Source organism: Erwinia piriflorinigrans CFBP 5888, assembly GCF_001050515.1.
Taxonomy (GTDB): domain Bacteria; phylum Pseudomonadota; class Gammaproteobacteria; order Enterobacterales; family Enterobacteriaceae; genus Erwinia; species Erwinia piriflorinigrans.
In genome coordinates this window covers 392,600-418,123 of record NZ_CAHS01000015.1, presented here as the reverse complement: position 1 = coordinate 418,123, position 25,524 = coordinate 392,600, and the positions used below count along the sequence as shown (strand labels likewise).

General features: G+C 53.1%; 24 protein-coding genes. 13 read left to right on the top strand and 11 right to left on the bottom strand.

Features of this window, described 5'->3' with window-relative positions; translation table 11 throughout:
- Positions 1-3 precede the first annotated feature (3 nt).
- On the top strand, positions 4-1,008 hold the full coding sequence (gene ruvB / locus EPIR_RS10130) for a Holliday junction branch migration DNA helicase RuvB (RefSeq protein WP_023655296.1): 1,005 nt from the start codon (positions 4-6) through the stop codon (positions 1,006-1,008).
- Positions 1,009-1,052: 44 nt separating this feature from the next.
- On the opposite strand, the gene znuB is transcribed toward ruvB, so the two are convergent.
- A complete protein-coding gene (gene znuB, locus EPIR_RS10125; RefSeq protein ID WP_023655295.1) occupies positions 1,053-1,838 on the bottom strand; it encodes a zinc ABC transporter permease subunit ZnuB in 786 nt (261 codons plus the stop codon).
- Positions 1,831-2,589 carry a zinc ABC transporter ATP-binding protein ZnuC gene (znuC, locus tag EPIR_RS10120; protein ID WP_023655294.1) on the bottom strand — a complete coding sequence of 253 codons (759 nt, stop codon included), beginning with the start codon at positions 2,587-2,589 and terminating at the stop codon, positions 1,831-1,833. The genes znuB and znuC overlap by 8 nt, the downstream gene beginning before the upstream one ends.
- 77 nt (positions 2,590-2,666) lie before the next feature.
- Here znuC and znuA point away from each other — a divergent pair, with 77 nt between their 5' ends.
- From znuA to lpxM, 3 genes are all read left to right on the top strand, one after another.
- Positions 2,667-3,614: a zinc ABC transporter substrate-binding protein ZnuA gene (gene znuA / locus EPIR_RS10115; RefSeq protein WP_023655293.1), complete on the top strand. Its 948-nt coding sequence runs from the start codon at positions 2,667-2,669 to the stop codon at positions 3,612-3,614.
- 12 nt (positions 3,615-3,626) lie between these two features.
- Entirely contained in the window at positions 3,627-4,952 is a 1,326-nt protein-coding gene (mepM, locus tag EPIR_RS10110; RefSeq protein WP_023655292.1) for a murein DD-endopeptidase MepM, read from the top strand.
- 140 nt (positions 4,953-5,092) lie between these two features.
- Positions 5,093-6,064 (top strand): lauroyl-Kdo(2)-lipid IV(A) myristoyltransferase, encoded by a 972-nt coding sequence (lpxM, locus tag EPIR_RS10105; RefSeq protein ID WP_023655291.1) that lies wholly within the window; start codon positions 5,093-5,095, stop codon positions 6,062-6,064.
- Between the two features lie 61 nt (positions 6,065-6,125).
- Here lpxM and EPIR_RS10100 read toward each other — a convergent pair whose 3' ends face one another.
- Positions 6,126-7,367, bottom strand: coding sequence for an MFS transporter (locus EPIR_RS10100; protein ID WP_023655290.1), 1,242 nt, complete (start codon positions 7,365-7,367; stop codon positions 6,126-6,128).
- 213 nt (positions 7,368-7,580) lie between these two features.
- Entirely contained in the window at positions 7,581-9,062 is a 1,482-nt protein-coding gene (gene pyk, locus EPIR_RS10095) for a pyruvate kinase (RefSeq protein ID WP_048697309.1), read from the bottom strand.
- Between the two features lie 739 nt (positions 9,063-9,801).
- On the opposite strand from pyk, the gene zwf reads away from it, so the two are divergent.
- Positions 9,802-11,277 (top strand): glucose-6-phosphate dehydrogenase, encoded by a 1,476-nt coding sequence (gene zwf / locus EPIR_RS10090; protein ID WP_023655287.1) that lies wholly within the window; start codon positions 9,802-9,804, stop codon positions 11,275-11,277.
- A gap of 171 nt (positions 11,278-11,448) precedes the next feature.
- On the opposite strand, the gene purT is transcribed toward zwf, so the two are convergent.
- Positions 11,449-12,627 (bottom strand): formate-dependent phosphoribosylglycinamide formyltransferase, encoded by a 1,179-nt coding sequence (purT, locus tag EPIR_RS10085; RefSeq protein WP_023655286.1) that lies wholly within the window; start codon positions 12,625-12,627, stop codon positions 11,449-11,451.
- A 137-nt stretch (positions 12,628-12,764) separates the two neighbouring features.
- On the opposite strand from purT, the gene EPIR_RS10080 reads away from it, so the two are divergent.
- On the top strand, positions 12,765-13,064 hold the full coding sequence (locus tag EPIR_RS10080) for a YebG family protein (protein WP_023655285.1): 300 nt from the start codon (positions 12,765-12,767) through the stop codon (positions 13,062-13,064).
- A gap of 15 nt (positions 13,065-13,079) precedes the next feature.
- Here EPIR_RS10080 and EPIR_RS10075 read toward each other — a convergent pair whose 3' ends face one another.
- On the bottom strand, positions 13,080-13,892 hold the full coding sequence (locus tag EPIR_RS10075) for a sugar phosphate isomerase/epimerase family protein (RefSeq protein WP_023655284.1): 813 nt from the start codon (positions 13,890-13,892) through the stop codon (positions 13,080-13,082).
- 178 nt (positions 13,893-14,070) lie between these two features.
- Between EPIR_RS10075 and EPIR_RS10070 the strand changes: the two genes are divergently transcribed.
- Both EPIR_RS10070 and EPIR_RS10065 read left to right on the top strand, forming a co-directional pair.
- A complete protein-coding gene (locus EPIR_RS10070; RefSeq protein WP_023655281.1) occupies positions 14,071-14,724 on the top strand; it encodes a tellurite resistance TerB family protein in 654 nt (217 codons plus the stop codon).
- Between the two features lie 134 nt (positions 14,725-14,858).
- Complete coding sequence (locus EPIR_RS10065; protein ID WP_023655280.1) at positions 14,859-16,922, top strand: S9 family peptidase; 2,064 nt, start codon at positions 14,859-14,861, stop codon at positions 16,920-16,922.
- On the opposite strand, the gene exoX is transcribed toward EPIR_RS10065, so the two are convergent.
- Together exoX and EPIR_RS10055 are read right to left on the bottom strand one after the other, a co-directional pair.
- The gene (gene exoX, locus EPIR_RS10060) at positions 16,919-17,584 is read right to left on the bottom strand and encodes an exodeoxyribonuclease X (RefSeq protein ID WP_023655279.1); all 666 of its coding nucleotides are present in this window, start codon (positions 17,582-17,584) and stop codon (positions 16,919-16,921) included. The two genes, EPIR_RS10065 and exoX, sit on opposite strands and share 4 nt — an antisense overlap.
- Before the next feature lie 144 nt (positions 17,585-17,728).
- On the bottom strand, positions 17,729-17,959 hold the full coding sequence (locus tag EPIR_RS10055; RefSeq protein ID WP_012441245.1) for a DNA polymerase III subunit theta: 231 nt from the start codon (positions 17,957-17,959) through the stop codon (positions 17,729-17,731).
- 165 nt (positions 17,960-18,124) lie between these two features.
- Between EPIR_RS10055 and copC the strand changes: the two genes are divergently transcribed.
- From copC to EPIR_RS10035, 4 genes are all read left to right on the top strand, one after another.
- Positions 18,125-18,487, top strand: a complete 363-nt coding sequence (gene copC, locus EPIR_RS10050; protein WP_023655278.1) for a copper homeostasis periplasmic binding protein CopC — start codon at positions 18,125-18,127, stop codon at positions 18,485-18,487.
- Position 18,488: 1 nt separating this feature from the next.
- Entirely contained in the window at positions 18,489-19,424 is a 936-nt protein-coding gene (gene copD, locus EPIR_RS10045; RefSeq protein ID WP_023655277.1) for a copper homeostasis membrane protein CopD, read from the top strand.
- Between the two features lie 13 nt (positions 19,425-19,437).
- Positions 19,438-19,773, top strand: a complete 336-nt coding sequence (locus tag EPIR_RS10040; RefSeq protein ID WP_023655276.1) for a YebY family protein — start codon at positions 19,438-19,440, stop codon at positions 19,771-19,773.
- Positions 19,774-20,321: 548 nt separating this feature from the next.
- Positions 20,322-21,356 carry a TIGR04086 family membrane protein gene (locus EPIR_RS10035; protein WP_023655275.1) on the top strand — a complete coding sequence of 345 codons (1,035 nt, stop codon included), beginning with the start codon at positions 20,322-20,324 and terminating at the stop codon, positions 21,354-21,356.
- A gap of 129 nt (positions 21,357-21,485) precedes the next feature.
- Here EPIR_RS10035 and EPIR_RS10030 read toward each other — a convergent pair whose 3' ends face one another.
- Positions 21,486-22,604: an AI-2E family transporter gene (locus EPIR_RS10030; protein ID WP_023655274.1), complete on the bottom strand. Its 1,119-nt coding sequence runs from the start codon at positions 22,602-22,604 to the stop codon at positions 21,486-21,488.
- Positions 22,605-22,712: 108 nt separating this feature from the next.
- On the bottom strand, positions 22,713-23,513 hold the full coding sequence (locus EPIR_RS10025; protein WP_023655273.1) for a spermidine synthase: 801 nt from the start codon (positions 23,511-23,513) through the stop codon (positions 22,713-22,715).
- Positions 23,514-23,727: 214 nt separating this feature from the next.
- On the opposite strand from EPIR_RS10025, the gene EPIR_RS10020 reads away from it, so the two are divergent.
- Positions 23,728-24,021: a hypothetical protein gene (locus tag EPIR_RS10020; protein ID WP_023655272.1), complete on the top strand. Its 294-nt coding sequence runs from the start codon at positions 23,728-23,730 to the stop codon at positions 24,019-24,021.
- Positions 24,022-24,085: 64 nt separating this feature from the next.
- On the opposite strand, the gene rsmF is transcribed toward EPIR_RS10020, so the two are convergent.
- The gene (gene rsmF / locus EPIR_RS10015) at positions 24,086-25,522 is read right to left on the bottom strand and encodes a 16S rRNA (cytosine(1407)-C(5))-methyltransferase RsmF (RefSeq protein ID WP_023655271.1); all 1,437 of its coding nucleotides are present in this window, start codon (positions 25,520-25,522) and stop codon (positions 24,086-24,088) included.
- Positions 25,523-25,524 lie beyond the last annotated feature (2 nt).

Here is a 25,524-nt window from a genome sequence, read left to right as displayed (position 1 = left end):
AGCATGATTGAAGCCGATCGCCTGGTCTCCGCCGGGGTTATCAGCGAAGAGGAAGTCATCGACCGCGCTATTCGCCCCAAAATGCTGGCAGAGTATGTCGGCCAGCCGGTGGTGCGCGAACAGATGGAAATTTTTATCAAAGCCGCACAGATGCGTGGCGATGCCCTCGATCACCTGCTTATTTTTGGCCCACCCGGTTTGGGAAAGACCACGCTGGCTAACATTGTCGCCAACGAGATGGGGGTTAACCTGCGTACCACTTCCGGGCCGGTGCTGGAGAAGGCTGGCGATCTCGCCGCGATGCTGACCAACCTTGAACCGCACGACGTGCTGTTTATTGATGAAATTCATCGCCTGTCGCCGGTGGTGGAAGAAGTCCTGTATCCGGCGATGGAAGATTATCAGCTGGATATTATGATCGGCGAGGGGCCGGCAGCACGCTCAATCAAGCTCGATCTGCCGCCCTTTACCCTGATTGGTGCCACGACACGTGCCGGCTCACTCACTTCACCGCTGCGCGACCGCTTTGGCATCGTGCAGCGCCTGGAATTCTACCGCGTCGAAGATTTACAGCATATCGTAGGGCGCAGCGCCGCCTGCCTCGGCCTGCCGCTCAGTGATGAAGGTGCGCTGGAGATTGCACGACGCGCGCGCGGTACCCCGCGTATTGCCAACCGTCTGCTGCGCCGCGTGCGTGACTATGCAGAAGTGCGCGCGGCAGGGGTGATGAGTGGTGACGTCGCGTCTAAAGCGCTGGATATGTTAAGCGTTGATTCTGAAGGCTTTGACTATATGGATCGCAAACTGCTGCTGGCCATTATCGATAAGTTTATGGGCGGGCCGGTCGGGCTGGATAACCTGGCGGCGGCGATTGGCGAAGAGCGCGAGACCATTGAAGATGTGCTGGAACCCTATCTGATCCAACAAGGATTTATCCAGCGCACGCCGCGTGGCCGCATGGCGACTCAACATGCTTATAAGCATTTTGGTATCACGCGGGAAGGTTAATCTGCTCCAGTACCTTGCGATAACGCCGCAAGGTACTGACATCTTCACATCAGCGGTTTCTTTATCATACTCAACATAAACATCAGCGATGCGCCCAGCACCACCGAGGGGCCAGCTGGAGTATCATAAAACGCTGAAAAGCCGAGTCCGGCGGTGACAGCCAGCACGCCGACCATGACCGCCAGCGCCGCCATTTGCTCTGGGGAACGCGCAAAGCGGCGCGCGGTGGCAGCCGGAATGATCAGCAGGGAGGTAATAATCAGTGCACCAACGAACTTCATCGCAACACCAATTGTCAGAGCAGTAATCAGCATCAGAATCATTTTTGTGCGCTGAATATTAATGCCGTCCACTTGTGCCAGCTCCGGGCTGATTGTCAGCGAGAGCAGGGCGCGCCACTGCCATGCCAGCAGCACCAGTACCAGCGTAACACCCGCCAAAATAGCCCACAGATCGTCCGACGTTACCGCCAGCAGATCGCCAAACAGGTAAGCCATCAAATCAACGCGAACGTCGGACATCAGGCTCACTACCACCATCCCTAACGACAGCGCGCTGTGCGCCATAATCCCCAGCAGGGTATCAAGCGCCAGGTGCGGGCGGCGTTCCAGCCAGACCAGGATCAGTGATAACAGCAACGTAACCACAATCACCGCATAGAAAGGGCTGACGTTAAGTAACAGGCCAAAAGCGACGCCGAGCAGAGAAGCATGCGCCAGGGTATCGCCAAAGTAGGACATGCGACGCCAGACGACAAATGAGCCAAGCGGCCCGGCCGCCAGCGCCAGTAACACGCCGGCCAGCCAGCCGGGTAACAGCAGTTCAATCATGACGGGTTAATCCCCTGCGCAAAATAATTCGTCCCTGGAGATCGTGACGGTGGTTATGGTTGTGACGGTAAATCGCCAACTGTTCGGCTCCGCGAGAGCCGAACATGGAGATAAATTCAGGATGCTGCGATACCACTTCCGGGGTGCCGGAGCAGCATATATGGTGATTCAGGCAAAGTACTTCATCGGTTTTCGCCATCACCAGATGGAGATCGTGTGAGACCATCAAAACGCCGCAGTTCAGCTCACGCCGAAGCTGGTCGATCAGATCGTACAGCGCGACCTGACCATTGACATCCACCCCCTGGGTGGGCTCGTCAAGCACCAGCAGCTGCGGCTGGTTGAGCAGCGCTCGCGCCAGAAGTACGCGCTGCATTTCACCGCCGGAGAGTTTTTGTAAAGGATATTCCAGCAGGTGCGCTGCCTGCACACGTTTTAAGGCAGGCAAAATATCACTATGTTTTACGCCGGGGCGGAGCTGCATAAAGCGCCCAACCGATAGCGGTAAGGTGGCGTCGAGATGAATTTTTTGCGGAACGTAGCCAATACGCAACTGCACAGGGCGCTGCACGATACCAGAAGTTGGTGCAGTCAGTCCCAGCACCACGCGCACCAGCGTTGATTTACCTGCGCCGTTTGGCCCGAGCAACGTCAGAATGCGGCCAGGTTCCAGCGAAAGTGACACGTTGGAGAGCACCTGTCGCTGACCAAAGTTTACTGAAATTTTTTCAAGGGCGATCAAAGTGGTCATCTTAATTACAGTTTGCAGAAAATTTCAAATGTTATAATATCACAAAAAGCCCGCTCACCACGATGGAAGGAATCATTATGTTACATAAAAAAATGCGCACGATCTCAATGCTTGCCGGGGCTACCGTTGCCGTTGCGCTGGCGCTTCCGGCACAGGCAGCGGTCGTCGCCTCGGTCAAGCCCGTGGGCTTTATCGCTGCGGCCATTGCCGATGGCGTCACCCCGGTAGAAATCCTACTGCCAGATGGCGCATCAGAACACGATTATGCACTACGACCATCAGACATCAAGCGCCTGCGCGATGCGGATTTAGTGGTCTGGGTTGGGCCAGAGATGGAAGCATTTATGAGTAAGTCGGTGGCAACATTATCGGCAGAAAAAAATGTTGAAATGAGCCAGTTGCCGGGTGTGAAATCACTGTTGGTGAAGGGGGGCGATGATGACGAAGAAGAGCATCATCACGAGCATAACGCGGAGTCAACAGGGCACGACCACCACCATCACGGGGAGTATAATATGCACCTGTGGATGTCCCCGGAGATTTCCAGAAAAACGGCGATTGCAATCCATGCAAAATTGTTGGAACTTATGCCCGCTAGCAAGGACAAATTAGACGCTAACCTGCAGCATTTCGAAGCAGAACTGGCGTCTACCGATGCTAAAATTAACAGCCAGCTTGCTCCGGTGAAACATGAAGGGTATTTCGTTTTTCATGATGCTTACACTTACTTTGAAAAGCACTACGGTCTGAACCCAACGGGTCATTTTACCGTTAACCCTGAAATTCAACCTGGCGCACAGCGTTTACATCAAATTCGTACTCAATTGGTTGAGCAGAAGGCGGTATGTGTCTTTGCTGAACCACAGTTCAGGCCAGCGGTGATTGAAGCTGTTGCCAGAGGAACCAAAGTGCGTTCGGGCACCCTGGATCCTCTCGGAACAGACATCTCTCCTGGCAAAGACAGCTACGTACAGTTTCTGGCGCAGCTGTCCAGCCAGTATTCAAGCTGCCTGAAAGGAGATTAATGGGAGTTGTAAGTGCAGCAAAAACTCAGCGCTATCAGTCTGGCGTTTAACAGTTTATCTCGCCCCCACCGCATCATGCTGGGGGCGCTCACCGTAGTGACTCTGGCCGTTGCCGTATGGCGGCCGTATGTCTATCATCCTGATAGTGAAAATCCGATAGTTAAGCGGATCGAGCTGGAGAAAGACCAGCTTCGTACTTTGCTCCCGGAGTCCAGCGAACCTATCGACGCAGACAGTCCGTCTCCGGAAGACGATCTCCCCAAAGATGAAATTGATAGCGACACCCCTAATGAAAGCGGTACGCATGACTATGTCGTTTCTGGCGGAGACACGCTCAGCAGCGTGCTGAATCAATACGGCATTGAAATGTCAGATATCAGCCAGCTGGCCAAGAGCGATAAAGACCTGCGTAATTTGCAGATCGGCCAGCAGCTGTCATGGACGCTGAACGATGATGGACAGTTGCAGCGTCTGACCTGGGAAATTTCCCGGCGTGAAAGTCGTACCTACGATCGCTCCGGAAACGGATTCAAATCGTCATCAGCGTTGCAGAGCGGCGAATGGCAGAACCATGTGCTGAACGGGGTGGTCAACGGTAGCTTTGTTAACAGCGCGAAATCGGCCGGTTTGAGCAGCGGTGAGGTCAGCGCAGTGATCAAATCTTTGCAATGGCAGATGGACTTTCGCAAGCTACAAGATGGCGACAGGTTTGCGGTGCTGACCTCGCGTGAAATACTGGACGGTAAAAGCCAGCAGAGCCAACTGTTGGGGGTGCGACTGAACAATGGCGGTAAGGATTATTACGCTATCCGTGCCGAGGACGGTAAGTTCTACGATCGCAGTGGCTCGGGGCTGTCGAGTGGTTTTATGCGTTTCCCAACCGTTAAACAGTATCGTGTTTCCTCGAACTTTAACCCGCGTCGTACTAATCCGGTAACCGGTCGTATTGCCCCACATAAAGGCGTTGATTTTGCGGTGCCTGTGGGCACGCCAGTGCTGGCAATCGGTGATGGCGAAGTCATTGTGTCCAAGCGCAGCGGTGCGGCTGGAAACTATGTGGCTATCCGTCATGGTCGCCAATATATGACGCGCTATATGCATCTGAAGACGTTGCTGGTCAAGCCAGGGCAAAAGGTGAAGCGCGGCGATCGTATTGCCCTTTCGGGTAACACCGGGCGATCGACGGGGCCGCACGTTCACTTTGAAGTTTGGATCAATAATCAGGCGGTGAATCCTCTGACCGCCAGGCTGCCGCGTATGGAAGGGTTGAGCGGCAAAGAACGTCGTGACTATCTGGCTCAGGTGCATGAAGTGATACCTCAGCTGCGTATCAAATAGTCTTTTCTCAACATCACAGAGCCGACCGGCCAAACCGTTCGGCTCTTTTTTATTGGCGCTTTAGCGGGCAAACTGCCCGTTATCATTGCAAAATTGCACGTCAGCACTATCATAAGCCGGTTATTGTTTGGGGCCAGTGCATGGAAAACAGAAAAAAAAGCAACGTCGAATTTATCCCGGTCTTTCAGAAGTCCTTTTTATTACCACGCTACTGGGGGAGTTGGTTGGGGGTGGGGGCGTTTGCTGCCCTGACGCTGATGCCGCCACGTCTGCGCGATCCGTTGCTGGGTGCGTTAGGACGTAAAGCCGGAAAACTGGCCCGTAGCGCTCGCCGTCGTGCGCAGATCAACTTGTTATATTGCCTGCCTGAAAAATCGCAAGCAGAGCGGGAGCAGATTATCGACGAGATGTTTGCCACTGCCCCGCAGTCTATGGCGATGATGGCCGAGTTGGCACTGCGACCCGAAGCGGCAAAATCGCGTATTCGCTGGCATGGTCGTGAAATCGTCGATGCGTTACGCGACAGCGGGCAGAATGTCATCCTGCTGGTGCCACATGGGTGGGCGGTCGATTTACCTGCAATGCTGCTGGCTTCTGAAGGTCAGCCTATGGCCGCCATGTTCCATAACCAGAGCAATGAGGTGATTGATTACGTCTGGAACCTGGTACGACGCCGTTTTGGTGGCCGTATGCATGCACGTAACGACGGCATCAAACCGTTTATCAGCTCTATTCGACAGGGGTACTGGGGCTATTATCTGCCCGATCAGGACCACGGTGCGGATCACAGCGAATTTGTCGATTTCTTTGCGACCTATAAAGCTACACTTCCGGCCGTGGGGCGGATGATGAAAGTATGCCGGGCAAAAGTGGTGCCGCTGTTTCCGGTCTATGACAGCAAAACCCATTCACTGGATATTTATCTGCATGCACCGATGGACGATCTGCCGGATACCGATGATGTAACCCAGGCGCGCCGTCTGAATGAAGAGGTCGAAATGTTTGTTCGTCCGCACCCGGAGCAGTATACCTGGATACTAAAACTGCTTAAAACCCGCAAACCGGGCGAAACGGAACCCTACGAACGTAAAGAACTCTATCCAAAAAAGTAGGATCAAAAAGGGGGGAGCAAAGCTCCCCGGTTATTTTGACGCGGATAACGTGCCTGGCTGACTACGTTGTTTCGACTTTTTTCAGCGTGGAACGGCGTCTCCATTCACGTAAAAATGCCCCGACCAGCACGAACCACAGTATGCCGCAGGCCAGGTTGACCAGGCTAAAGCCTCGAGCCCCATCGCTGAAATAAGCATATTTTGCCAGCTCAATCCCTGAGGCAAACACCAGAATGCTGACCATGCCAAGCATAGCGGCCACGCTGCCTTTACCTGCATTACTGGAGAATAACGTCAGACGATAGAGCCCGGCATTTACCAGCCCGGTGCCAAAGCCATAGATACTCAGTCCGGCCGTCAGCCACAAATAGCTATGGTTGTCGATAGCCGAGGCCAGAGCCGATACCGTCAACCCCAGCAAAATTGGCCATGCACCCAGTCGCAGTGGGCGATCGATGGCGACCCGTGAGGCCAGCTTGCCCAGCGTCAGGTTGCCGGCAATCATGGCGACAAACACCGGAAGTTGCAGTAGCGCATAGTCCATCCGACTCAAGCCAGCGTCGTGAATAAGGATCACCGGTGACAGCGCCACCCAGGCAAGGCAGGGGATGGTCACCAGGCCAATTGCCAGTGAACCGCTTATTACCTGGCGGTCTTTGACCAGCGCCAGGTATCCTTTGCCGAGGGATTTCAACGACACGGATATTTCCGGGTCGCCTGAAGTCTCCGGCATGGTGCGCCACAGCCCGAACAGGGCAACCGCAGTCACAAGGCCAAAAAGCCAGAACATGGTACGCCAGTCGCCTATCTCGAGAAATGCGGCACCGGCCAGCGGTCCTGCCAGCGGGGCGATTAGCGCCACATTAGCCATCAGCGCCATGATACGCACGCTCAGCGCCTCGTTGAAGGCCTCCTGGATGGCGGCGTATCCCACGGCACCGATAAAGCACAGGCTGGTCCCCTGCAAGAATCGCAGCAGAATAAACTGTTCAATGCTCTGCACCCAGTGAGTCGCCAGACAGGTAAGCATAAAGAAAGCCACGCCGGACAACAGCACCGGCCGCCGCCCAAGCTTATCGGACAACGGGCCGAGCAGCCATTGCAGCGTAATGCCACCGATCAGATAGGCGGTCAGCGAGGCTGAAACCCACTCAGGACTGACCTGGAACTCCTCGGTGACCAGCAGCATACCGGGCTGGATCATGTCATGAGCAATATAGGTGGCAAATTCAAACAGAACTAATGATAAGGGGAAAATCAGATGTCGGCCGGTGAGTTTCGACAGAGGGATGTAAGACGCCATTCTGGCTCCTTCCAGGGGTTGCATAAAAGTATAAAAGCACAAAGGCTTAGCGACCGCGCTAACATACCGTATTTTTACCTGAAAATACTGCAAAATTATCACCGGAAGATAAAGCACATCTATCGGTTGATTGGCAACGGCGTACAGCAGAGGAACAGCAGGAGGCAGGGGATGAATAGCTATTGGGCCGCAACCCAATAGCCTGAGGCAGGATTAGTCAACGCGCAGCACGCGGCTGGTATTGGTTGTGCCGGTGGTGCCCATTACGTCGCCCTGAGTGACGATAACCAGATCGCCGGATACCAAAAAGCCTTTATCCCGCAGTAGGTTAATCGCATCGTGCGCTGCAGCAACGCCCTCATTATTACTGTCGAAATAGACCGGCGTCACGCCACGGTACAGCGTGATGAGGTTTAGCGTGCGCTCATGTCGCGACATGGCAAAAATCGGCAGGCCAGAGGTGATACGAGAAGTCATCAGCGCGGTTCGGCCAGATTCGGTCATGGTGATAATCGCAGTAACGCCCTGCAAATGGTTAGCGGCGTACATGGCTGACATGGCGATAGCTTCTTCGATGTTGTCGAACTGAACGTCCAGACGATGCTTGGAAACGTTAATGCTGGGGATCTTTTCTGCGCCGAGACAGACTTTAGCCATCGCCGACACGGTCTCTGCCGGATACTGACCCGCTGCGGTCTCAGCAGAAAGCATCACCGCATCGGTACCATCCAGCACGGCATTGGCAACGTCCATCACCTCAGCACGCGTAGGCATAGGATTGGTGATCATCGATTCCATCATTTGAGTGGCGGTGATCACCGAACGGTTCAGCTGGCGTGCTCGGCGGATAAGCGCTTTCTGGATACCGACCAGTTCAGGATCGCCAATTTCCACTCCCAAATCGCCCCTTGCTACCATCACCACGTCGGACGCGAGAATAATGTCATCCATCGCTTCCTGGCTGGCAACCGCTTCAGCACGCTCAACTTTAGAGACTATTTTGGCCTCACAGCCTGCCTCGCGGGCTAAACGGCGCGCATAATTCAGGTCTTCACCGCAGCGCGGGAAGGAGACGGCCAGATAGTCGACGCCAATTTGCGCAGCGGTGAGAATATCCGCTTTATCTTTTTCGGTCAGTGCTTCTGCTGACAGACCGCCACCCAGCTTATTAATGCCTTTGTTATTCGACAGTGGGCCACCGACGGTGATTTCGGTGAAGACTTTCATGCCCTTAACTTCAAGTACCTTCAGCTGCACACGACCATCGTCGAGTAGCAGGATATCACCCGGCACCACGTCTGAAGGCAGGCCTTTATAATCAATGCCCACTCTCTCTTTATCGCCTTCACCCTTACCCAGGCTGGCATCAAGCAGAAAATGTTCGCCCACGTTAAGGAAAACTTTGCCTTCTTTAAAGGTGGATACACGGATTTTCGGCCCTTGCAGATCACCGAGAATGGCGACATGCCGCCCCAGTTTCGCCGCAATTTCCCGCACTTTATTTGCGCGAATCTGGTGATCCTGCGCTGTACCGTGGGAAAAATTCAGACGTACGACGTTGGCACCGGCAGCAATGATCTTCTCCAGATTATTGTCACGGTCTGTAGCGGGCCCCAGCGTAGTGACAATCTTGGTTCTCCTCAGGCGGCGAGAAGGGTATTTAGGGTGAAGAAATGGAGATGATTGGTTATTCATTATGCATGACCTGAAGTGAATAGTTAGTCTATCTCGGTAGATTAAGGTGTGCTTATGCCCTGAACTGTCGGGGTCACTGGAGTGACAAAAGAAAGAAGGACACGCACACATAAGGTATCACCTCATGGAGTAAACTCAATAGGCTGGCATCGGGTTAGATAGCTAATTGTTTTAATGAAATTATGGGAACGCGCAAGAGAAGCGCGGGCTGAACTGCGATGATTTATCAGCTGCATTCCGGCCGCAGGGATACGCGAACTGGGCAAGTCGCAGCGAAATTTCAGACTAATTCCATCCTTATGACGTTCAGATATATTGAAAAAATTGGGTTAGTCGCAGATTTTTTATTACTTTTCAATGACCTGTTTCTTTATACATTTTGTCGATTTCAATCAAAGGAGAAATCAATGTCGTTTTGTAGAGAATATAGGTGGCGCTGCCATTCAGATAGTCATGATATAGCAGGGAAACGCCTGCGTTTGACTATAGTTTACGCTGTGCCGTGTTTGAGTGGGTTTACCCGGTCAGCCGCAATCGGACAAATCAGCTACGATCTGGCCGCTGGCCGCTGGAGTTGCCAATAAATTAAGCGCTGATTGAATACATTGTGCCAGACCTGCGTCACCCGGTTTACGCGGGCTGAGCAAATCAGTACATTGTACAGATACAAAATGACAATTAGGGTCTGTCCAACTATGGAATCTCCAGGACGGGCTAATCCTGCAACGAGGAGAATGAAATGGCGGTTACACAAACAGCCCAGGCATGCGATCTGGTTATTTTCGGTGCCAAAGGCGATCTTGCACGCCGAAAACTGTTGCCCTCACTGTATCAGTTAGAAAAAGCCGGTCAGATTCATGAGGATTCGCGCATTATTGGCGTTGGGCGTGCGGAGTGGGACAAAGCTGCATATACCAAGGTCGTGCGTGAAGCGCTGGAAACCTTTATGAAGGAAAAAATCGATGAGGCGCTGTGGGATAAGCTCAGCAGCCGACTCGATTTTTGTAATCTGGACGTGACTGACAGCAGTCATTTCCCTCGACTGGGCAAAATGCTCGATCAGAAAAAACGTGTCACCATCAACTATTTTGCTATGCCGCCAAGCACCTTTGGTGCCATCTGCCAGGGGCTGGGTCAGGCTAAACTGAATGCCAAACCCGCGCGCGTAGTGATGGAAAAACCGCTGGGAACCTCTCTGGTCACCTCGCAAGAAATCAATAATCAGGTGGGTGAATACTTCGAAGAGAGTCAGGTTTTCCGTATCGATCACTATCTCGGTAAAGAGACCGTGCTGAACCTTCTGGCGCTGCGTTTTGCTAACTCGTTGTTTGCTGCTAACTGGGATAATCGCACCATCGACCACGTCCAGATTACCGTGGCGGAAGAAGTTGGCATTGAAGGTCGCTGGGGCTACTTCGATAAAGCGGGTCAGATGCGCGACATGATTCAGAACCACCTGCTACAGGTGCTTACCATGATTGCGATGTCACCACCGGCAGATTTGTCTGCAGACCGTATCCGCGATGAAAAAGTCAAAGTACTGCGCTCTCTGCGCCGTATCGACCACACCAACGTGCGTGAAAAAACCGTGCGTGGTCAGTACACCTCCGGTTTTGTGCAGGGGAAAAAAGTCCCTGGCTATCTGGAAGAAGAGGGTGCAGACAAATCGAGCAATACGGAAACTTTCGTTTCTATTCGGGTTGATATCGACGACTGGCGTTGGGCAGGGGTGCCGTTCTATCTGCGCACCGGTAAACGTCTGCCGTCTAAATGTTCAGAAGTGGTGGTCTATTTCAAAAACCCAGCGCTTAATCTGTTCAAAGATAGCTGGCAGGAGCTGCCGCAAAACAAATTGACCATTCGCTTGCAACCAGATGAAGGTGTGGATATCCAGATCCTCAACAAAGTGCCCGGACTGGATCATAAACACAACCTACAAACTACCAAGCTGGATCTGAGCTTCTCGGAGACTTTTAACCAATCTCATCTGGCTGATGCCTATGAGCGCCTGCTGCTGGAGACCATGCGCGGCATCCAGGCGCTGTTTGTACGTCGCGATGAGGTCGAAGAGGCCTGGAAGTGGGTTGACTCTATCATGGATGCCTGGGCTGCCGACAAAGAAGCGCCTAAGCCTTATCAGGCAGGAACCTGGGGGCCGGTAGCTTCAGTCGCGATGATCACCCGCGATGGCCGTTCATGGAATGAATTCGAATAGGATAACCGGCTGACACAGCCCGCTTCGGCGGGCTTTTTTTTAACTATAAAATCAAGACATTCAGAGGAACGGGCCAGTCTGAAAACCCAGAGCGACAAACGTGAGAAGTGAGCGGGAGTGGGGCGTTTTCAGGGGCGGATATGTGATTCGCCCCTGCTGGTGCGGGCGCGATCAGCCGGAGACGCTGACGCTGGTGGCGGCGGTGATGGCGCGCTGCACCGCATCGTCGATATCATTACCGGTTGCCAACGCCACGCCTAAACGGCGTTTGCCCTGGATTTCTGGTTTGCCAAACAGACGAAGCTGTAAACCCGCCCCGACAGCCGCAGAAAGATGGGCAAACTGCACGTTATCACTGTTCAGCTCTGGCAGGATAACAGCGGATGCTGCCGGCCCGTACTGACGGATCGCGCCAACCGGCAGACCAAGGAAAGCACGTACATGCAGCGCAAACTCTGAAACATCCTGTGAAATCAGGGTTACCATGCCGGTATCGTGCGGACGTGGCGAGACTTCGCTGAACACAACGTCATCACCACAGACAAACAGCTCTACGCCAAACAGCCCGTGACCGCCGAGCGCCGCCACCACCTTTTCAGCAACCTGTTGGGCACGTTGCAGGGCCAGCTCACTCATGTGCTGTGGCTGCCATGACTCACGGTAATCGCCATCCTCCTGGCGATGGCCGATTGGCGCACAGAAATGAATACCGTCCACCGCACTGATGGTGAGCAGGGTGATTTCGAAATCAAAGTTCACCACGCCTTCAACGATCACGCGACCGGCACCCGCACGGCCACCCTGTTGGGCATATTCCCACGCCGTTATCAGCTGTGAGACGTCACGAATAAAGCTCTGGCCTTTGCCGGAAGAGCTCATCACCGGCTTGACGATGCACGGGATGCCGATAGCTTCCGCTGCGGCCTGGAATGCGTCATAACTGTCGGCAAATCGATAGTTGGATGTGGGCAGCTGCAACTCTTCAGCCGCAAGGCGACGAATGCCTTCACGGTTCATGGTCAGCTGGGCGGCACGGGCGGTGGGAACCACATGCTGGCCCTGTTTTTCCAGTTCGACCAGCGTATCAGTGGCGATAGCTTCAATTTCGGGTACCACGAAGTCTGGCTTTTCATTGGCTATCAGGGCCGCCAGCGCCGCGCCATCCAGCATATTAATAACATGACTGCGATGGGCAACCTGCATAGCAGGGGCATCGGCGTAGCGGTCTACCGCAATCACCTCCACGCCTAAACGCTGGCACTCCAGCGCGACTTCTTTACCCAGTTCACCCGATCCTAACAGCATGACGCGCGTCGCATTCGGACGCAGAGCGGTTCCAACAGTGGTCATAATCGCTACCTGAATAGATTGAAAAAATCCGCCGCATTATAAACGAAAACGTTTGCGCGTTCACCTGCAATGCCGCACTTGAGGCGAAAAGGTATCGCTGTTATACTGTATAAAAACACAGTAAACGAGGCATAATCATGGCTGTTGAAATCAAATACGTTGTCGTCAGAAAAGGTGAGGAAAAGATGACATTTGCCAGCAAAAAAGAGGCGGATGCCTTTGACAAAATGCTCGATATGGCCGAAGCGCTCTCCGACTGGCTGGCGGCCAGCCCGCTGGCGATGGAGGAGCAGCAGAATGAGTCACTGGGGCTGTTTATGGCAGAAAATAAAGACGTTCTGCAGCAGATCCTGCGCACTGGCAGGCGGCCTGAAGAAAACGCCACCGGGGAAAGCGACGAGGTGGCTGAAGGCAAGCTGCGGGCGGTAGCGGGCTGAGTTCCACGGGCTTTGCTAGATCATTTTGCGTAATGCCGCCATTGCTGCTTGAGCAGTGACATAAGGATCGGCTTTGTGGAGCCGATCGTTAAAGACTTCAAGCCCGATAGGCCCCCGGTATCCGATCTCTTGCAGGTGCTGTAGCAGCGCTGCTAACGGATAGGTGCCTTCTCCCGGCAGCAGGCGCTCATGGCGGGCAACCTCCTTCAGGTGTTGCTCTTGCGGTTGCATATCCAGATCCGACAGTTGAACTAAAAATATTTTCTCTGCCGGGATGCCTTCCAGATCGGCCAGCGTTCTTTGTCGAACGAAAATATGAAACGCATCAACAACCAGTCCCAGGTTTGGTGCACCAATGCGTTTTACCAGCTGCCATGCAGCGGCGGTGTCGTTAATGTGCTGACTCCATGCCATCGCTTCATAGGCGATGCGCAGGTTATGCTGCGCTGCCTGCTGCACCAGCCAACGTAAATCATCTTCTATCTTCTCTTTACAACAGAGGGGGTGGGTTGACGCCGGAACCAGCAGTGTAGTGGCTCCCAATTGCTGTGCCGTGGCGATCATCGTCAGTGCCTGGTCCCGTTTGTTTTCCCGCTGGTCAATCGGTGCGCCATCAAAATCCATCAACACCTGATAATCCGTCAACCCCAACGACAGCTGCGAGCAGAGATGAGCAAGGCTTGCCGCACCGCCAGAGGCGGCTTCCACATCCTGGCGCCACAGTTCCACCTGCTGAAAACCGGCTGCGGCAGCTGCGTGTAATTTCTGTTCGCTACTGCCGCCCAGCAGAATAGTATTAATAAATAACGGATTGTTCGAAAGCTTCATGGATATTTTCCTTCTTTGTTCTTCCTGCTTTCAGGGTAGAAGTCAATAACGGGCTGTGCAAACAGCCCTGAAGATGGCTTGACCCGATTGAGCGTAAATTTTAGCGCCTTTGCACCCTTTGACATTTCCTGACGTGGCGTACCTTATTGTGGTGTTTTGCACAAACAGAGGACTGTCTATGAGCAACTGGTTGCAACAAATCCAGACACTGTTAGGTCAGACGGGTAAATCATCTTCCGGCGGTGAGGGGCTAAGCAAAATGCTGGCACCGGGCGCATTGGGAGGACTGGCAGGGCTTCTTGTAACCAGCAAGTCCTCGCGCAAACTGCTGGCTAAATATGGCACAAATGCGCTCATTATCGGCGGAAGTGCCGTGGCGGGTAGCGTCTTGTGGAACAAGTATAAGCAGCGCGTCACTGAAACTCATCAGCAAAGCCCGCAGTTTGGTGAGCAGAGCACCCCGGTCGATCGCCGTGCTGAACGTCTGATTGAGGCGCTGGTGTTTGCCGCTAAAAGTGATGGTCACATTGACAGTGACGAACGCAGGGCAATCGATGAGCATATCCTTCAATCCGGGCTGGGTACGCAAGCTGAACAGCTGGTTCAGCGTGCCATAGACCAGCCGCTGGATCCGCACCGGCTTGCCGTGGACGTGAAAAACGAGGAAGAAGCGCTGGAAGTCTATTTTCTGAGCAATCTGGTGGTTGACGTGGATCACTTTATGGAGCGTAGCTATCTACAGGCGTTGGGAGATGCGTTGAAAATCCCGCAGGATGTGCGCGAGTCAATTGAGCGTGATATCCGCAGTGAAAAGCAAAAGCTAATCGCCTGACGGCAGGGTGGGCGATATAGTCAGCGCCCACCGATCTGTCACCTGCAATTTCAGCGGCTTCCCATCATATTTGCTTGGCAATCAGTTGGCTTAATGCCAACCTTATCAATCAACCCATCAACTGCGAACCTGATATGACACCACCAGAAGCAAAGAAAATACCCCACGTTATGAACTTGCACGGTGATACGCGCACTGACAATTATTACTGGCTGCGTGACGATAGGCGCGAAGATCCCCAGGTGCTGGCGCATTTACGTGCTGAAAACGATTTTTGTCAGCAGCAGCTTGAACCGCAACAGGCGCTTCAGGCGCAGTTGTTGACAGAAATTATTGAGCGTATCCCTGCGCGTGACCATTCGGTACCCTATGTGAAAAATGGTTACCGTTATCTGAGTCGCTATGAAGAGGGTAATGAATATACGCTCTATACCCGTCAGCCCGCTGAGACCAGTACACCGGAAGTCTGGGATACCTTGCTGGATGGCAACCAGCGTGCCGCTGATAGCGAGTTTTATACGCTCGGCGGCGTGGCCATTAGTCCGGATAATCAGACCATGGCAGTGGCAGAAGACTTTTTGTCGCGCAGAGTCTATGCCATTCGTCTGCGTAATTTAGACAGCGGCGAGTGGTATCCAGAGGTGCTCGAAGGCGTATCTTCAGGCATGGTATGGGCGGGTGATTCGCAGACGCTTTATTACGTGTTGAAGGATAAACAAACGTTACTGCCGTACCAGGTATGGCGGCATACGCTCGGCACCTCACAGCAGCAGGACCAGCTGGTTTATGAAGAGCAGGATGATACTTTTTATGTCGGTCTCGATAAAACCACCTCTGAGCAGTTTGTGGCCATCGTGCTGGGAAGCAGTACCACCACGGAGATTATGCTGCTGGATGCGCAGCAGGCCAATGCACAGCCACAGCTGTTTTGCCCACGTCGTAAAGATCATGAATACAGCGTCGATCACTATCAGGGCCATTTTTATATACGATCTAATCGCGAAGGGAAGAATTTCGCTCTGTATCGCAGCGCGGAGCCTGATGAACAGCAGTGGCAGACGGTGATCCCGGCCCGAGACGACATCGTGCTGGAAGGTTTTTCCCTGTTCCGCGACTGGCTGGTGGTTGAAGAGCGCCAGCGCGGATTGACCAGCCTGCGCCAGATCCACTGGCAGAGCGGCAGGAGTCGTGCCATTGCCTTTGACGACCCGGCCTATGTCACCTGGATTGGTTATAACCCCAGCCCTGAAAGCAGTAAGCTGCGCTATGGCTATTCGTCAATGACCACTCCCGACACCTTATATGAACTGGATCTCGACAGCGGCGAGCGTCAGATCTTGAAACAAACTGAAGTGAAAGGATTTGATGCATCGCTGTACCGCAGTGAGCATCACTGGATGACCATGCGCGACGGGGTTGAAGTGCCGGTATCTCTGGTTTATCGCCTTGACTGTTATCAGCCGGGAAGTAATCCACTGCTGGTTTATGGGTACGGCTCTTACGGAAGCAGTATGGATGCTGACTTCAGCGCCAGCCGTCTTAGCCTGCTCGACCGTGGGTTTGTCTATGCCCTGACACATATTCGTGGCGGGGGAGAAATGGGGCAGCAGTGGTACGACGACGGCCGTCTGTTAAACAAGATGAATACCTTCCACGACTTCATCGATATTACCGATGAACTGGTGGCGAGAAAATACGGTGATGCGCAAAAAGTCTACGCGATGGGCGGCAGCGCCGGGGGACTGCTGATGGGGGCGGTAATCAACATGGCGCCCGAACGCTTCCACGGTGTCGTTGCGCAAGTGCCCTTTGTTGATGTGCTCACCACGATGCTGGACGAAACCATACCGCTGACCACCGGTGAATATGATGAGTGGGGGAATCCAGCGGAAGAACACTATTACCGCTATATCCGTCAGTACAGCCCCTATGACAACGTGTCGGCGCAGTCCTACCCGCACCTGCTGGTCACTACCGGGCTACATGATTCCCAGGTACAGTATTGGGAGCCGGCAAAATGGGTGGCGAAGCTGCGCGAGCTCAGAACCGGAGACCATTTGCTGCTGCTTCACACCGATATGGACTCTGGACATGGCGGCAAATCCGGGCGCTTCAAAGCTTATGAAGGATTAGTGCTGGAATATGCCTTTCTGATTGCGTTGTCGACGGGCCTGCTGGGGCGTCCGGTGGCGGCTTAATCAGATTCGCTTAACGCCCGCTGTATCGCGCTGCGTAAGTCAGGCTTTAAATCCGGGATTTTTTTCAGCATCCACTGTAAATAGCCCGGATCTTTTTTAGCGATATCATCGACCTTTTGGCCACGATATTTGCCGAAGGGAAAACAGCTGCTGGAGCCTTTGATCTGCATCCGTCGCAGCATTTCTGCGGCATCCCAGCCGCTAAATGTCATAATTCGTATCAGTAACGCCGCAGTTACGTAACAGTCATATAACGCGCGGTGCGCATGTAGCTCAGGCGGTGGCGTTACTTCCAGCTGTAAAGCCTGACGTAGCGCCTCGTTGCCATATTTGAGCCCAGGCCACAGACGGCGAGATAAGGTCATGGTACAAATCCACTCCCCATTCATCTCCGGCAACATACGGCGGTCAAAGCTGGCGTTATGTGCCACGTAGTAAGGGCTACCGTGATAGCGAGCAATGGCCTGTTCGATGGTCGGTTTCCCCCTCACCATCGCTTCGGTAATTTTATGCACGTCCATTGCCTGACGGCTGATGGGGCGGTCAGGTGAGATCAGATCGCTCATCGGATTGACCATCTGCCCATTGATCACATCAACCGAAGCCACCTCGACGATCCCACCCTGTAAGCCGCAGGTTTCCGTGTCTATAACCCTTAACATAGCTTCTCCCGATGAAAAAATTGACGTGCAGGTTAACGAAAAGGCCTCTGCTTGCCAATGCCGATCATCAAATCAGGCAACCAGGACATGCTCAACCATCCCAACTTATTTTGTCCGGTGAATAAGTGAGTCCGGCAGATACGGCTACTTTTGTTTAGGTTCGTACGGCAATCGCGAGAGCGACAGCGAAGCCTGGCGATAGTGCATCAGGCGTTGGCGAAACCAGTCACGTAGCGCTTCCGGCTGTTCGCGTTCGACAATTTCGGCAACGACAGGCATATTGTAACGCTCTTTGAAAGCCACCCCGGCGGCGGCCAGATCGACGTTAATCTTATCTTTTTCTTCTTGTGGCAGCGTGGCCAGATTGCAGGTCATGGTGTTCTCCCGTAGTTTGAGGCAGAAAATAATGCACCGGGCGCGGATTAGCAAGTGTGCTGACGACCAGATAGTCTGGCCACCTCGACACGGCTTTTTAAGCGGAGTATTCTTTCGCCCTCTGACAGCAAACCGCTGCATCGCATACAAGGAGCATTGCGGATTATGCGTAATTTCTTCAGGATTTTCGGCCTCTTGATTGTCGCACTGTTTGCTCGTCAGGCCTGCGCGCATGCTCATCTGAACACGTATTATCACGCGGTTAACCCTCCGGGCAGCCCTTGGCCCGAAGCGCTTACGCTGGTTTTCAGTGAAGATGTTGAGCCAGCCTTCAGTGCGATTGAGGTAACAGGTAGCGATAAACAACAGGTTGATCGTTCACCTGCTGAAACCGATCCGCAACGGCACAACCTGCTACGTGTTCAATTTAAGCAGCCACTGGCCCGGGGTGAGTATCAGGTTAAGTGGCGGGTGCTGTCGGTCGATGGTCACAAGACCAAAGGAAACGACAGCTTCACCGTGAAATAGCATGTTGCTAATCAGCTGCTACATCCTTTGCCGTTTTCTGCATTTTACCTCGCTGATGTCGCTGGCCGGGGCGGGGATATACACCACATTGCTGGCCCCCGAGCGCCTGCGCGCCAGTCTCATCCAGAGTCTGCTGCCGCTGATCATGCTCACATGTTGGCTAACGCTGGTAACGGCGTTGCTGCTGCTGTTACTCACATGCGGGCTGATGGGTGATGGCTGGGCTGACACCCTGAAAGGGGATATCTGGCTGGCCGTATGGCAAACCCGGTTTGGTCGCGTCTGGCAGTGGCAGTTAATATTTGCAACGGCTGGCTGCCTGGCACTCGCATTGCGTGGACAAAGGCGTCAGAAGGTACTGCTACTCTGTGCACTGGCTCAACTCGGTGGGATGAGTTTTACCGGTCATGCCCTGATGCTGGATGGTTGGCAGGGTGCCCTGCAACGCATTAATCAGCTTGTGCATCTGCTTGCCGCCACCTTCTGGGCCGGAGGGCTGCTACCGCTGGTGTTGCTGATGCGCGCAGCGCGTGATATTACCCTGCGTGATGATGCGGTACGTACCATGATGCGCTTTTCGCGCTATGGTCATATCGCGGTAGGATTGGTGCTGATAAGCGGGATGCTGAATGCCTTACTCCTGCTCGGTTGGCCTGTTGCCAGCTTCACACTCTACAGCCAGCTGCTGGCAGTAAAAATCGTATTGGTCGCCATAATGATCGCGATGGCACTGTTTAACCGCTATTGGCTGGTACCCGGTTTTCAGCGCGGAGGAGAGCGTGTGCGGCATAAATTTATTACGGTCAGCATAGTGGAAATTTTCCTCGCCGCAGCGGTGCTGCTGATCGTTAGCGGGTTTGCCACGTTGGAACCCGGTCCGGCTGATAGCCGTACCGGGGCAATTATTGATCTTTCAAAGATGAGTCATATCGTTTGAGGTACAGAACAAGATGAAAAAATTGGTATTAGTATGCCTGGCGCTGGGCATCAGCAGCAGCGCAGTGGCTGGTATTGAAACCGTAAGTCGTTTTGATATGGGTAAAAACGACTGGCCGTTCAAGCGCGAAGAGATGATGTTGAGCTGTGAGAAGGGCAATGTGCTGTTTGCTATCAACGATGGCACGCTGGTGCAGTATCCGCTGAATGCCGCAGCCGAAGCCAAAGTGCAGGCGGGGCAGATGAAGGGCGTATCCATAACGACAGTTCTGGCAGACGATCCCAATAACCCGGGTCAGAAAAAGAGTCTGGCGCCGATCGTGGCCCGTGCCGAGAAGCTCTGCAACTGATAGTTTCAGCGTGCATGCCCGTAACGGTTAACGCTTGTGGTAAGCAATTGTGTCGCAGCGATCACAATCTGAAAAACAGCATGCCATCTTATTCTCCACCGGTTGGATTTCCTCCACGGCTGATACTATCTTTTAAGTACCGGGCGACAACGCCTACAATAATACCCATGTTTAGCGCACGGCTCTGCAAAGAGCCATTTACCTGGACTGAAGACAGGATTTGTCTTCAGTCTTTTTTTCTCTATTTTTTGACATTCATTTGCTTTAAAAGCCATTGCTAAGCCCCATCGAATCTCTGTCACTCTACCCGCAGAAAGCGTTATCTCATTTGTTCGTACACCGTGGCTAAAGACAACTGTTGAACTGCAAATTCGTCTCGGCCCTATACGGTGGCAGCTGCGCCTTTAGAGCGGATCGGAGGATGCCTGAGTGTAGCGGGCTGAAAAATTTAGAATTAATTTAGCTGATTCCAGGAAGAAACCGAATTGACATCTATACTGTAATCGCGAAATGAAGTTACTGATTGTTATATAAACCGGAGTGTAGAAATGGAACTTAGAAACGAACTTGCAATGACGAAACGTGTTTCCTGGGGCAGCATTATTGCTGGCGTGGTTACTGCAATAGCCGTATCACTTCTGCTAACCACCCTCGGTACAAGTCTTGGCTTATCCATGCTGTCTCCGAAATCTGACGATATTGTTAATGGCGCAGATACGGCCGTATTGGCATGGTCGGTCATTGGGGTGATTATCAGTCTTGCCTGCGGTGGTTTTATTACTGGGCGACTGGCAGGTGCTGATGGTGCCATTCATGGTTTTCTGATTTGGGCGACTTCATTATTGGTTGCCACCATTCTCGGCTTTGCAGCCGTAGGTGGAGTATTAAATACTGCGGGTAACGCGCTAGGCGGTATCGCTTCTGCAACCGGAAGCATGGCAAGCGGAATTGGCAGTGCTGCGGGGCAAGCTGCGCAGGGCACGGCCAATATTAGCGAGAAGGTTTATAACCGTCTCGGTCTTGATACAAAGCTACAGTCACAGGATGCTGATGGGCAGGTTATGCAAGCCCTGAAAAAAAGCGGCATCAAAGAACTTCAGCCGGAGTATCTGCAATCGCAGCTGGAAGCGGCCGGTGACGATCTGTCTGGCGCGGCGAAAGACCTTGCGATGAATCCAGAAAACAGTGATGCAATTACCCGTTCTCTTACCGACAAATTGAAAAGTCGTGCGGAAACTATCGGTAACGCCGTAGACAAAAATGACGTGAAAAAGGCGCTGGCGGAAAATACCTCTATGACGCCTGAGCAAGCCGACAAAGCGGTAGATAACTTTATTCAGACTCGTGATAAAGCGGTTGAGCAAGTTAAACAGCGTTTCTCCCAGCTGGAAGACAATCTCAACCAGGCTAAGGCACAGTACGCTGAATTGAAACAGCAGGCTAAAGAGAAAGCAGATGCAGCAGCCAAAGTGGGTGCTAAGGTTGCTCTGTGGTCATTCTTTGGTTTATTGATTGGGGCTGTCGTCAGTACGCTGAGCGGTTTATGGGGTGTCAATACCCTGCCTGGTCGTAAAAAAATGTAAGCCTGACGTCTGGCTAACCAAAGGCCCCGTGATTGGGGCCTTTTTTTTTATGGCATCAGCACAATATCAAATTAAACCACGGACGCTGCCGCAACAGGTTTGCGTGACTCACTCATTAGCATGATGAGTTTATTGCACGTCATTATTGGGATGATTCTGGCTTTCTTCCATAAAGTCACTGTCAATCTCATCAGTATTGCCTTTATGATCTCGACCAGAAAGCAGGTTCCAGCAGGAAATAAACAGTGCGGCGATCAGCGGTCCAATCACAAAACCATTAATGCCATAGATTTCCATGCCGCCGAGCGTTGAAATCAGGATCAGGTAATCGGGCATTTTGGTGTCTTTGCCGACCAGAAGAGGGCGCAGAATATTATCCACCAGCCCAATCACCACCACGAAGAAGAATGTCAGCACCAATCCTTTGACCACTGCGCCGGAGAAGAAGAAGTAAAGCACCACCGGTAACCAGATAATTGCCGAACCCACCGCCGGGATCAGCGACAGGAATGCCATCAACGAACCCCACAAAATACTGCCCTGAATGCCCGCAAACCAGAAAGCAATACCGCCCAGTGTCCCCTGTACCACCGCGACGACGACCGTTCCTTTTACCGTGGCGCGCGAAACTGCGGCGAATTTAACGAACAGATGATGTTTGACAAAACGTGACAGCGGGATGGCATCCAGCGCCATACCGACCAGATAAGCGCCATCTTTCAGCAGGAAGAACAGCAGGTAAAGCATGATGCCGAAACCGATGGTAAAGCTGAAGGTGCTTTTCCCTATCATCATCAGACTACCGGCAAAAAACTGTCCGCCTTTCATCGCTACGCCTGACAGCTTTTGCTGGATTGCATTGGCGTCATTCAGGTTATTCTCGGCGAGGAAATGGCGTAGCCAGTCAGGCAGATGATTGACGACGCTGGCAGCCACCGTCGTCAGCTCAGTCTGATTACCTTGAATACGGCTATAGAGCGCATTGAACTCCACCGCCAGTGAGGAGGCAACCACGGCCAGGGGGATAAACACAATCAGGCAGATGATTAAAAGCGTAATCATGGATGCCAGACCGTTTTTATCACGGCAGTATTTCCTGATTTTGCTTTTCAGCGGGTGGAAAATGATAGCCAGAATAGCGGCCCAAAGAATGGCGGAAAAATAGGGCCCCAGTATGTGAAGAAAACCCAGCGTGGTTGCCGCCAGAATAAAAATAAAAAATCCCTTACTTATGCCCTGAATAATCATTTTATCGTCTCTGCAATGAACTAATAATTTCCGTGCGCTAAAAGTAGACCACTGGCGGGTTGCCAGCAATATCAACTGGCGTTACGCCAGCAAAAATGTAGCGACTGGTCAGGTGCGCGCAATGCTACCCGGCCAGCGGCTAAGCTTTTGTGCCAGCGGGGTAAAGTCGCTGGCAAAATCGGCTCCGCTGTTTGTCATCATCTGTTTCAACTGCTGCAATGGATGGGGATAAGGTGATTGGCTGGCGAAGATCACCACATTACCGCTGGGGGCGATGGTGTAAAAAAGGCTGCTAAAAATGTCCATCAGTGTATGTGAGAAGGATGGATTCTGCGGCGGTAATTGAGGATGGTTCAGCACCAACCAGCCCCCGGGTTGCAGGCGGGTGGCACAGTCGTGCAGAAATTCCGCCGCAGACTGTATCGGAGCAAGGGCGTTGGCATTATACAGGTCGGAGAAGATCAGCTGATAGTTGCGCGGGCTACCCTCGTCGGCGACAAACCGAGCGGCATCGTCAATGAAGTAGCGAATTTTTTCACTTTGCGGCAGGTAAAAATAGTCCTGCGCCACGCTCATCACTGCCTGACGCAGCTCGACAACATCCACAGCTATTCCTGTATCGCGCGCATACAACGATCGTAGCAGACTGCCGCCGCCCAATCCCAGTAGCAGGATATCTTTCGCCTCAGTCAACGCCACCGCCATCAACATAGCGCGGATATAGTTATGGACTGGGAGTGTCGGTTGGCTTTTCAGCATTTTACTCTGCTCAAAAATCCGGTCGAAGCTCATGCTGCGGAAATCGCGATTATCAATCACCGTCACAGGGCCGTGCTCATCCTGCAGTGACGCAACCACTTTTCCACGGAGTTTAAACAATGGGGAGGAATCGAAATCAACATCGGACATATTATACTCCTGAAACGCCCAGACGGTGCCGTGGGCCGGTACAGCGGCCGGTGCGGGTTTTCTCCCTTTTATGGCAGCGCTCTATTTTGCATTCCCAGTTGATTACGGGCAATGACTATCTCAGCTTGTGCATATACGCCTGGCGTTCTACGATAGATAATGGCCCATTGCAGTAGATACCTGTTGCAATGAAAACTGGCCAGGAGCCTGTTGCATGAGAAGCGAGAAAGAGATTTCCATAGATCAGTTTACCGCAGACGAAAAAATTTTGGTGGAGCAGCGGGTAAAGCAGCTGACCGGCAAACTCAGTCATCTTGCCAGTAAAAAAGAAGAAAAAGAGATCCTCAAGGAAGCGAAGCGTTTGGTCATGAAAGAACGGGTTGTGCGCGAAAGCAGTAAAGCCCTGATGGCTAAAAAGCCGCGTAAACCCCCGGCAGCCAAAGAAAGTGAAATCAAAGATTTTAGCTGGACCGCATCGCTGCGCAAAAACCCTCGCGCATTAAAGTAATTTCCCGGAGTGGGCCGTAACAGCCTGGTTGAACCAGCGCGGCCCACATCAGGCCGCTCCAGGTTTACCGGGTAAATAACTTGCCGTCGCGTACCAGATCGCGCGGATAGTTGTTTTTGATGCGGCTTCCCACCTTCTTGGCAATACCAATCGGCTGCTGCTGGTGGCAGATAATCAGCTCGCTGGCGGGCAGGTCGCGCTCTGGATAGATATCGCGTCCGCGATACCACTCCTCTGCTTCGTTGTTGTTAAGCTCAAAAGCGTTAGCGCTACGGGTATCCGCCAGCGCCACGGCGGCATGATGCTGCCAGCGAAAGCCTTTAGGAAAGGTTTCCGCCAGTTTCAGACCAATGCGCGAGAAACGTACTCGCCCCAACAGTGGTTCTATCTCGGAAGGAAACAGCCACAGCTCTTTATCTCGCTGCCAGAGCTTGAGATCTGTTTTCCAATGCAGGCCAGCGTTAGCCGCAGCGGCAAGGACTTCCTGCTGCTGCAACCGATTCAGCGGCGTGAAGGGCGGTTTACCCACCTTGTAGCCGGGGTGTGGCATTTGCGGCACGCTCGCGGTCTTTCGCAGACGGGCAACGAAGAAGCCTTCGCTGTCGAAAATATGTGGAAACACATGCAGAAAACCTTCTGCGGTAGCGACCTGTTCAGCACCGCTGAACAACCGGTCTAAAGGCTCGATTTCAACCGCATCCGGATATTGCTCAAGCAACCAACTGACCACCTGCTGATTTTCGCGAGTATTGAGCGTGCAGGTCGAATAGACCAGCGTGCCGCCGGGGCGCAGGGCGTGGAATGCGCTGTTGATGAGATCTCGCTGGGTTGCGGCAATCTCTTCCGTGCTGTTTTCAGACCAGTTGCGCAGGGCATCAGCATCTTTGCGCACCACCCCTTCACCAGAGCAGGGCGCGTCGAGAAGCACAGCATCGAAGCATTCCGGCAGCGCCGGACCAAATACCCGACCGTCAAAATGGGTCATGGCGGTATTACTCACGCCGCAGCGGCTGAGATTAGCATGTAGTACTTTTACCCGGCTGGCTGAATACTCATTAGCGAGGATGGCACCGCGATTACCCATCAGTGCGGCTATCTGCGTGGTCTTGGAGCCGGGAGCCGCCGCCATATCCATGACCCGTTGCGGGAGGTCCCCGCCGTCAAACAGGGCACTGACCGGCAGCATGGAGCTGGCTTCCTGAATATAGAACAGTCCAGCCAGATGTTCGGCGGTGCTCCCCAGCGGCAGCGTGTCGGCATCATCGCGGCTGATCCAGAACCCTTGCGGGCACCAGGGGATTGGCGTCAACGCCCACTGATAAGGCTCAACCAGGCTGAGAAAATCATCAACGCTGATTTTTAGCGTGTTGACCCGCAGACTGCGGCGCAACGGCTGTTGGCTGATGGCGATGAAACGCTGAAACTGATTAGCATCGGGCAGCAGCTGCTGCATTTGCTCGATAAAGGCTGGCGGAAAAAACACGCGGGAGGTGTGAGACACAG

Coding starts and splice junctions, on each gene's coding strand:
- ruvB (WP_023655296.1), top strand. CDS start 4: ATGATTGAAGCCGATCGCCTGGTCTCCGCCGGGGTTATCAGCGAAGAG.
- znuB (WP_023655295.1), bottom strand. CDS start 1,838: ATGATTGAACTGCTGTTACCCGGCTGGCTGGCCGGCGTGTTACTGGCG.
- znuC (WP_023655294.1), bottom strand. CDS start 2,589: ATGACCACTTTGATCGCCCTTGAAAAAATTTCAGTAAACTTTGGTCAG.
- znuA (WP_023655293.1), top strand. CDS start 2,667: ATGTTACATAAAAAAATGCGCACGATCTCAATGCTTGCCGGGGCTACC.
- lpxM (WP_023655291.1), top strand. CDS start 5,093: ATGGAAAACAGAAAAAAAAGCAACGTCGAATTTATCCCGGTCTTTCAG.
- EPIR_RS10100 (WP_023655290.1), bottom strand. CDS start 7,367: ATGGCGTCTTACATCCCTCTGTCGAAACTCACCGGCCGACATCTGATT.
- pyk (WP_048697309.1), bottom strand. CDS start 9,062: ATGAATAACCAATCATCTCCATTTCTTCACCCTAAATACCCTTCTCGC.
- zwf (WP_023655287.1), top strand. CDS start 9,802: ATGGCGGTTACACAAACAGCCCAGGCATGCGATCTGGTTATTTTCGGT.
- purT (WP_023655286.1), bottom strand. CDS start 12,627: ATGACCACTGTTGGAACCGCTCTGCGTCCGAATGCGACGCGCGTCATG.
- EPIR_RS10080 (WP_023655285.1), top strand. CDS start 12,765: ATGGCTGTTGAAATCAAATACGTTGTCGTCAGAAAAGGTGAGGAAAAG.
- EPIR_RS10075 (WP_023655284.1), bottom strand. CDS start 13,892: ATGAAGCTTTCGAACAATCCGTTATTTATTAATACTATTCTGCTGGGC.
- EPIR_RS10070 (WP_023655281.1), top strand. CDS start 14,071: ATGAGCAACTGGTTGCAACAAATCCAGACACTGTTAGGTCAGACGGGT.
- EPIR_RS10065 (WP_023655280.1), top strand. CDS start 14,859: ATGACACCACCAGAAGCAAAGAAAATACCCCACGTTATGAACTTGCAC.
- exoX (WP_023655279.1), bottom strand. CDS start 17,584: ATGTTAAGGGTTATAGACACGGAAACCTGCGGCTTACAGGGTGGGATC.
- EPIR_RS10055 (WP_012441245.1), bottom strand. CDS start 17,959: ATGACCTGCAATCTGGCCACGCTGCCACAAGAAGAAAAAGATAAGATT.
- copC (WP_023655278.1), top strand. CDS start 18,125: ATGCGTAATTTCTTCAGGATTTTCGGCCTCTTGATTGTCGCACTGTTT.
- copD (WP_023655277.1), top strand. CDS start 18,489: ATGTTGCTAATCAGCTGCTACATCCTTTGCCGTTTTCTGCATTTTACC.
- EPIR_RS10040 (WP_023655276.1), top strand. CDS start 19,438: ATGAAAAAATTGGTATTAGTATGCCTGGCGCTGGGCATCAGCAGCAGC.
- EPIR_RS10035 (WP_023655275.1), top strand. CDS start 20,322: ATGGAACTTAGAAACGAACTTGCAATGACGAAACGTGTTTCCTGGGGC.
- EPIR_RS10030 (WP_023655274.1), bottom strand. CDS start 22,604: ATGATTATTCAGGGCATAAGTAAGGGATTTTTTATTTTTATTCTGGCG.
- EPIR_RS10025 (WP_023655273.1), bottom strand. CDS start 23,513: ATGTCCGATGTTGATTTCGATTCCTCCCCATTGTTTAAACTCCGTGGA.
- EPIR_RS10020 (WP_023655272.1), top strand. CDS start 23,728: ATGAGAAGCGAGAAAGAGATTTCCATAGATCAGTTTACCGCAGACGAA.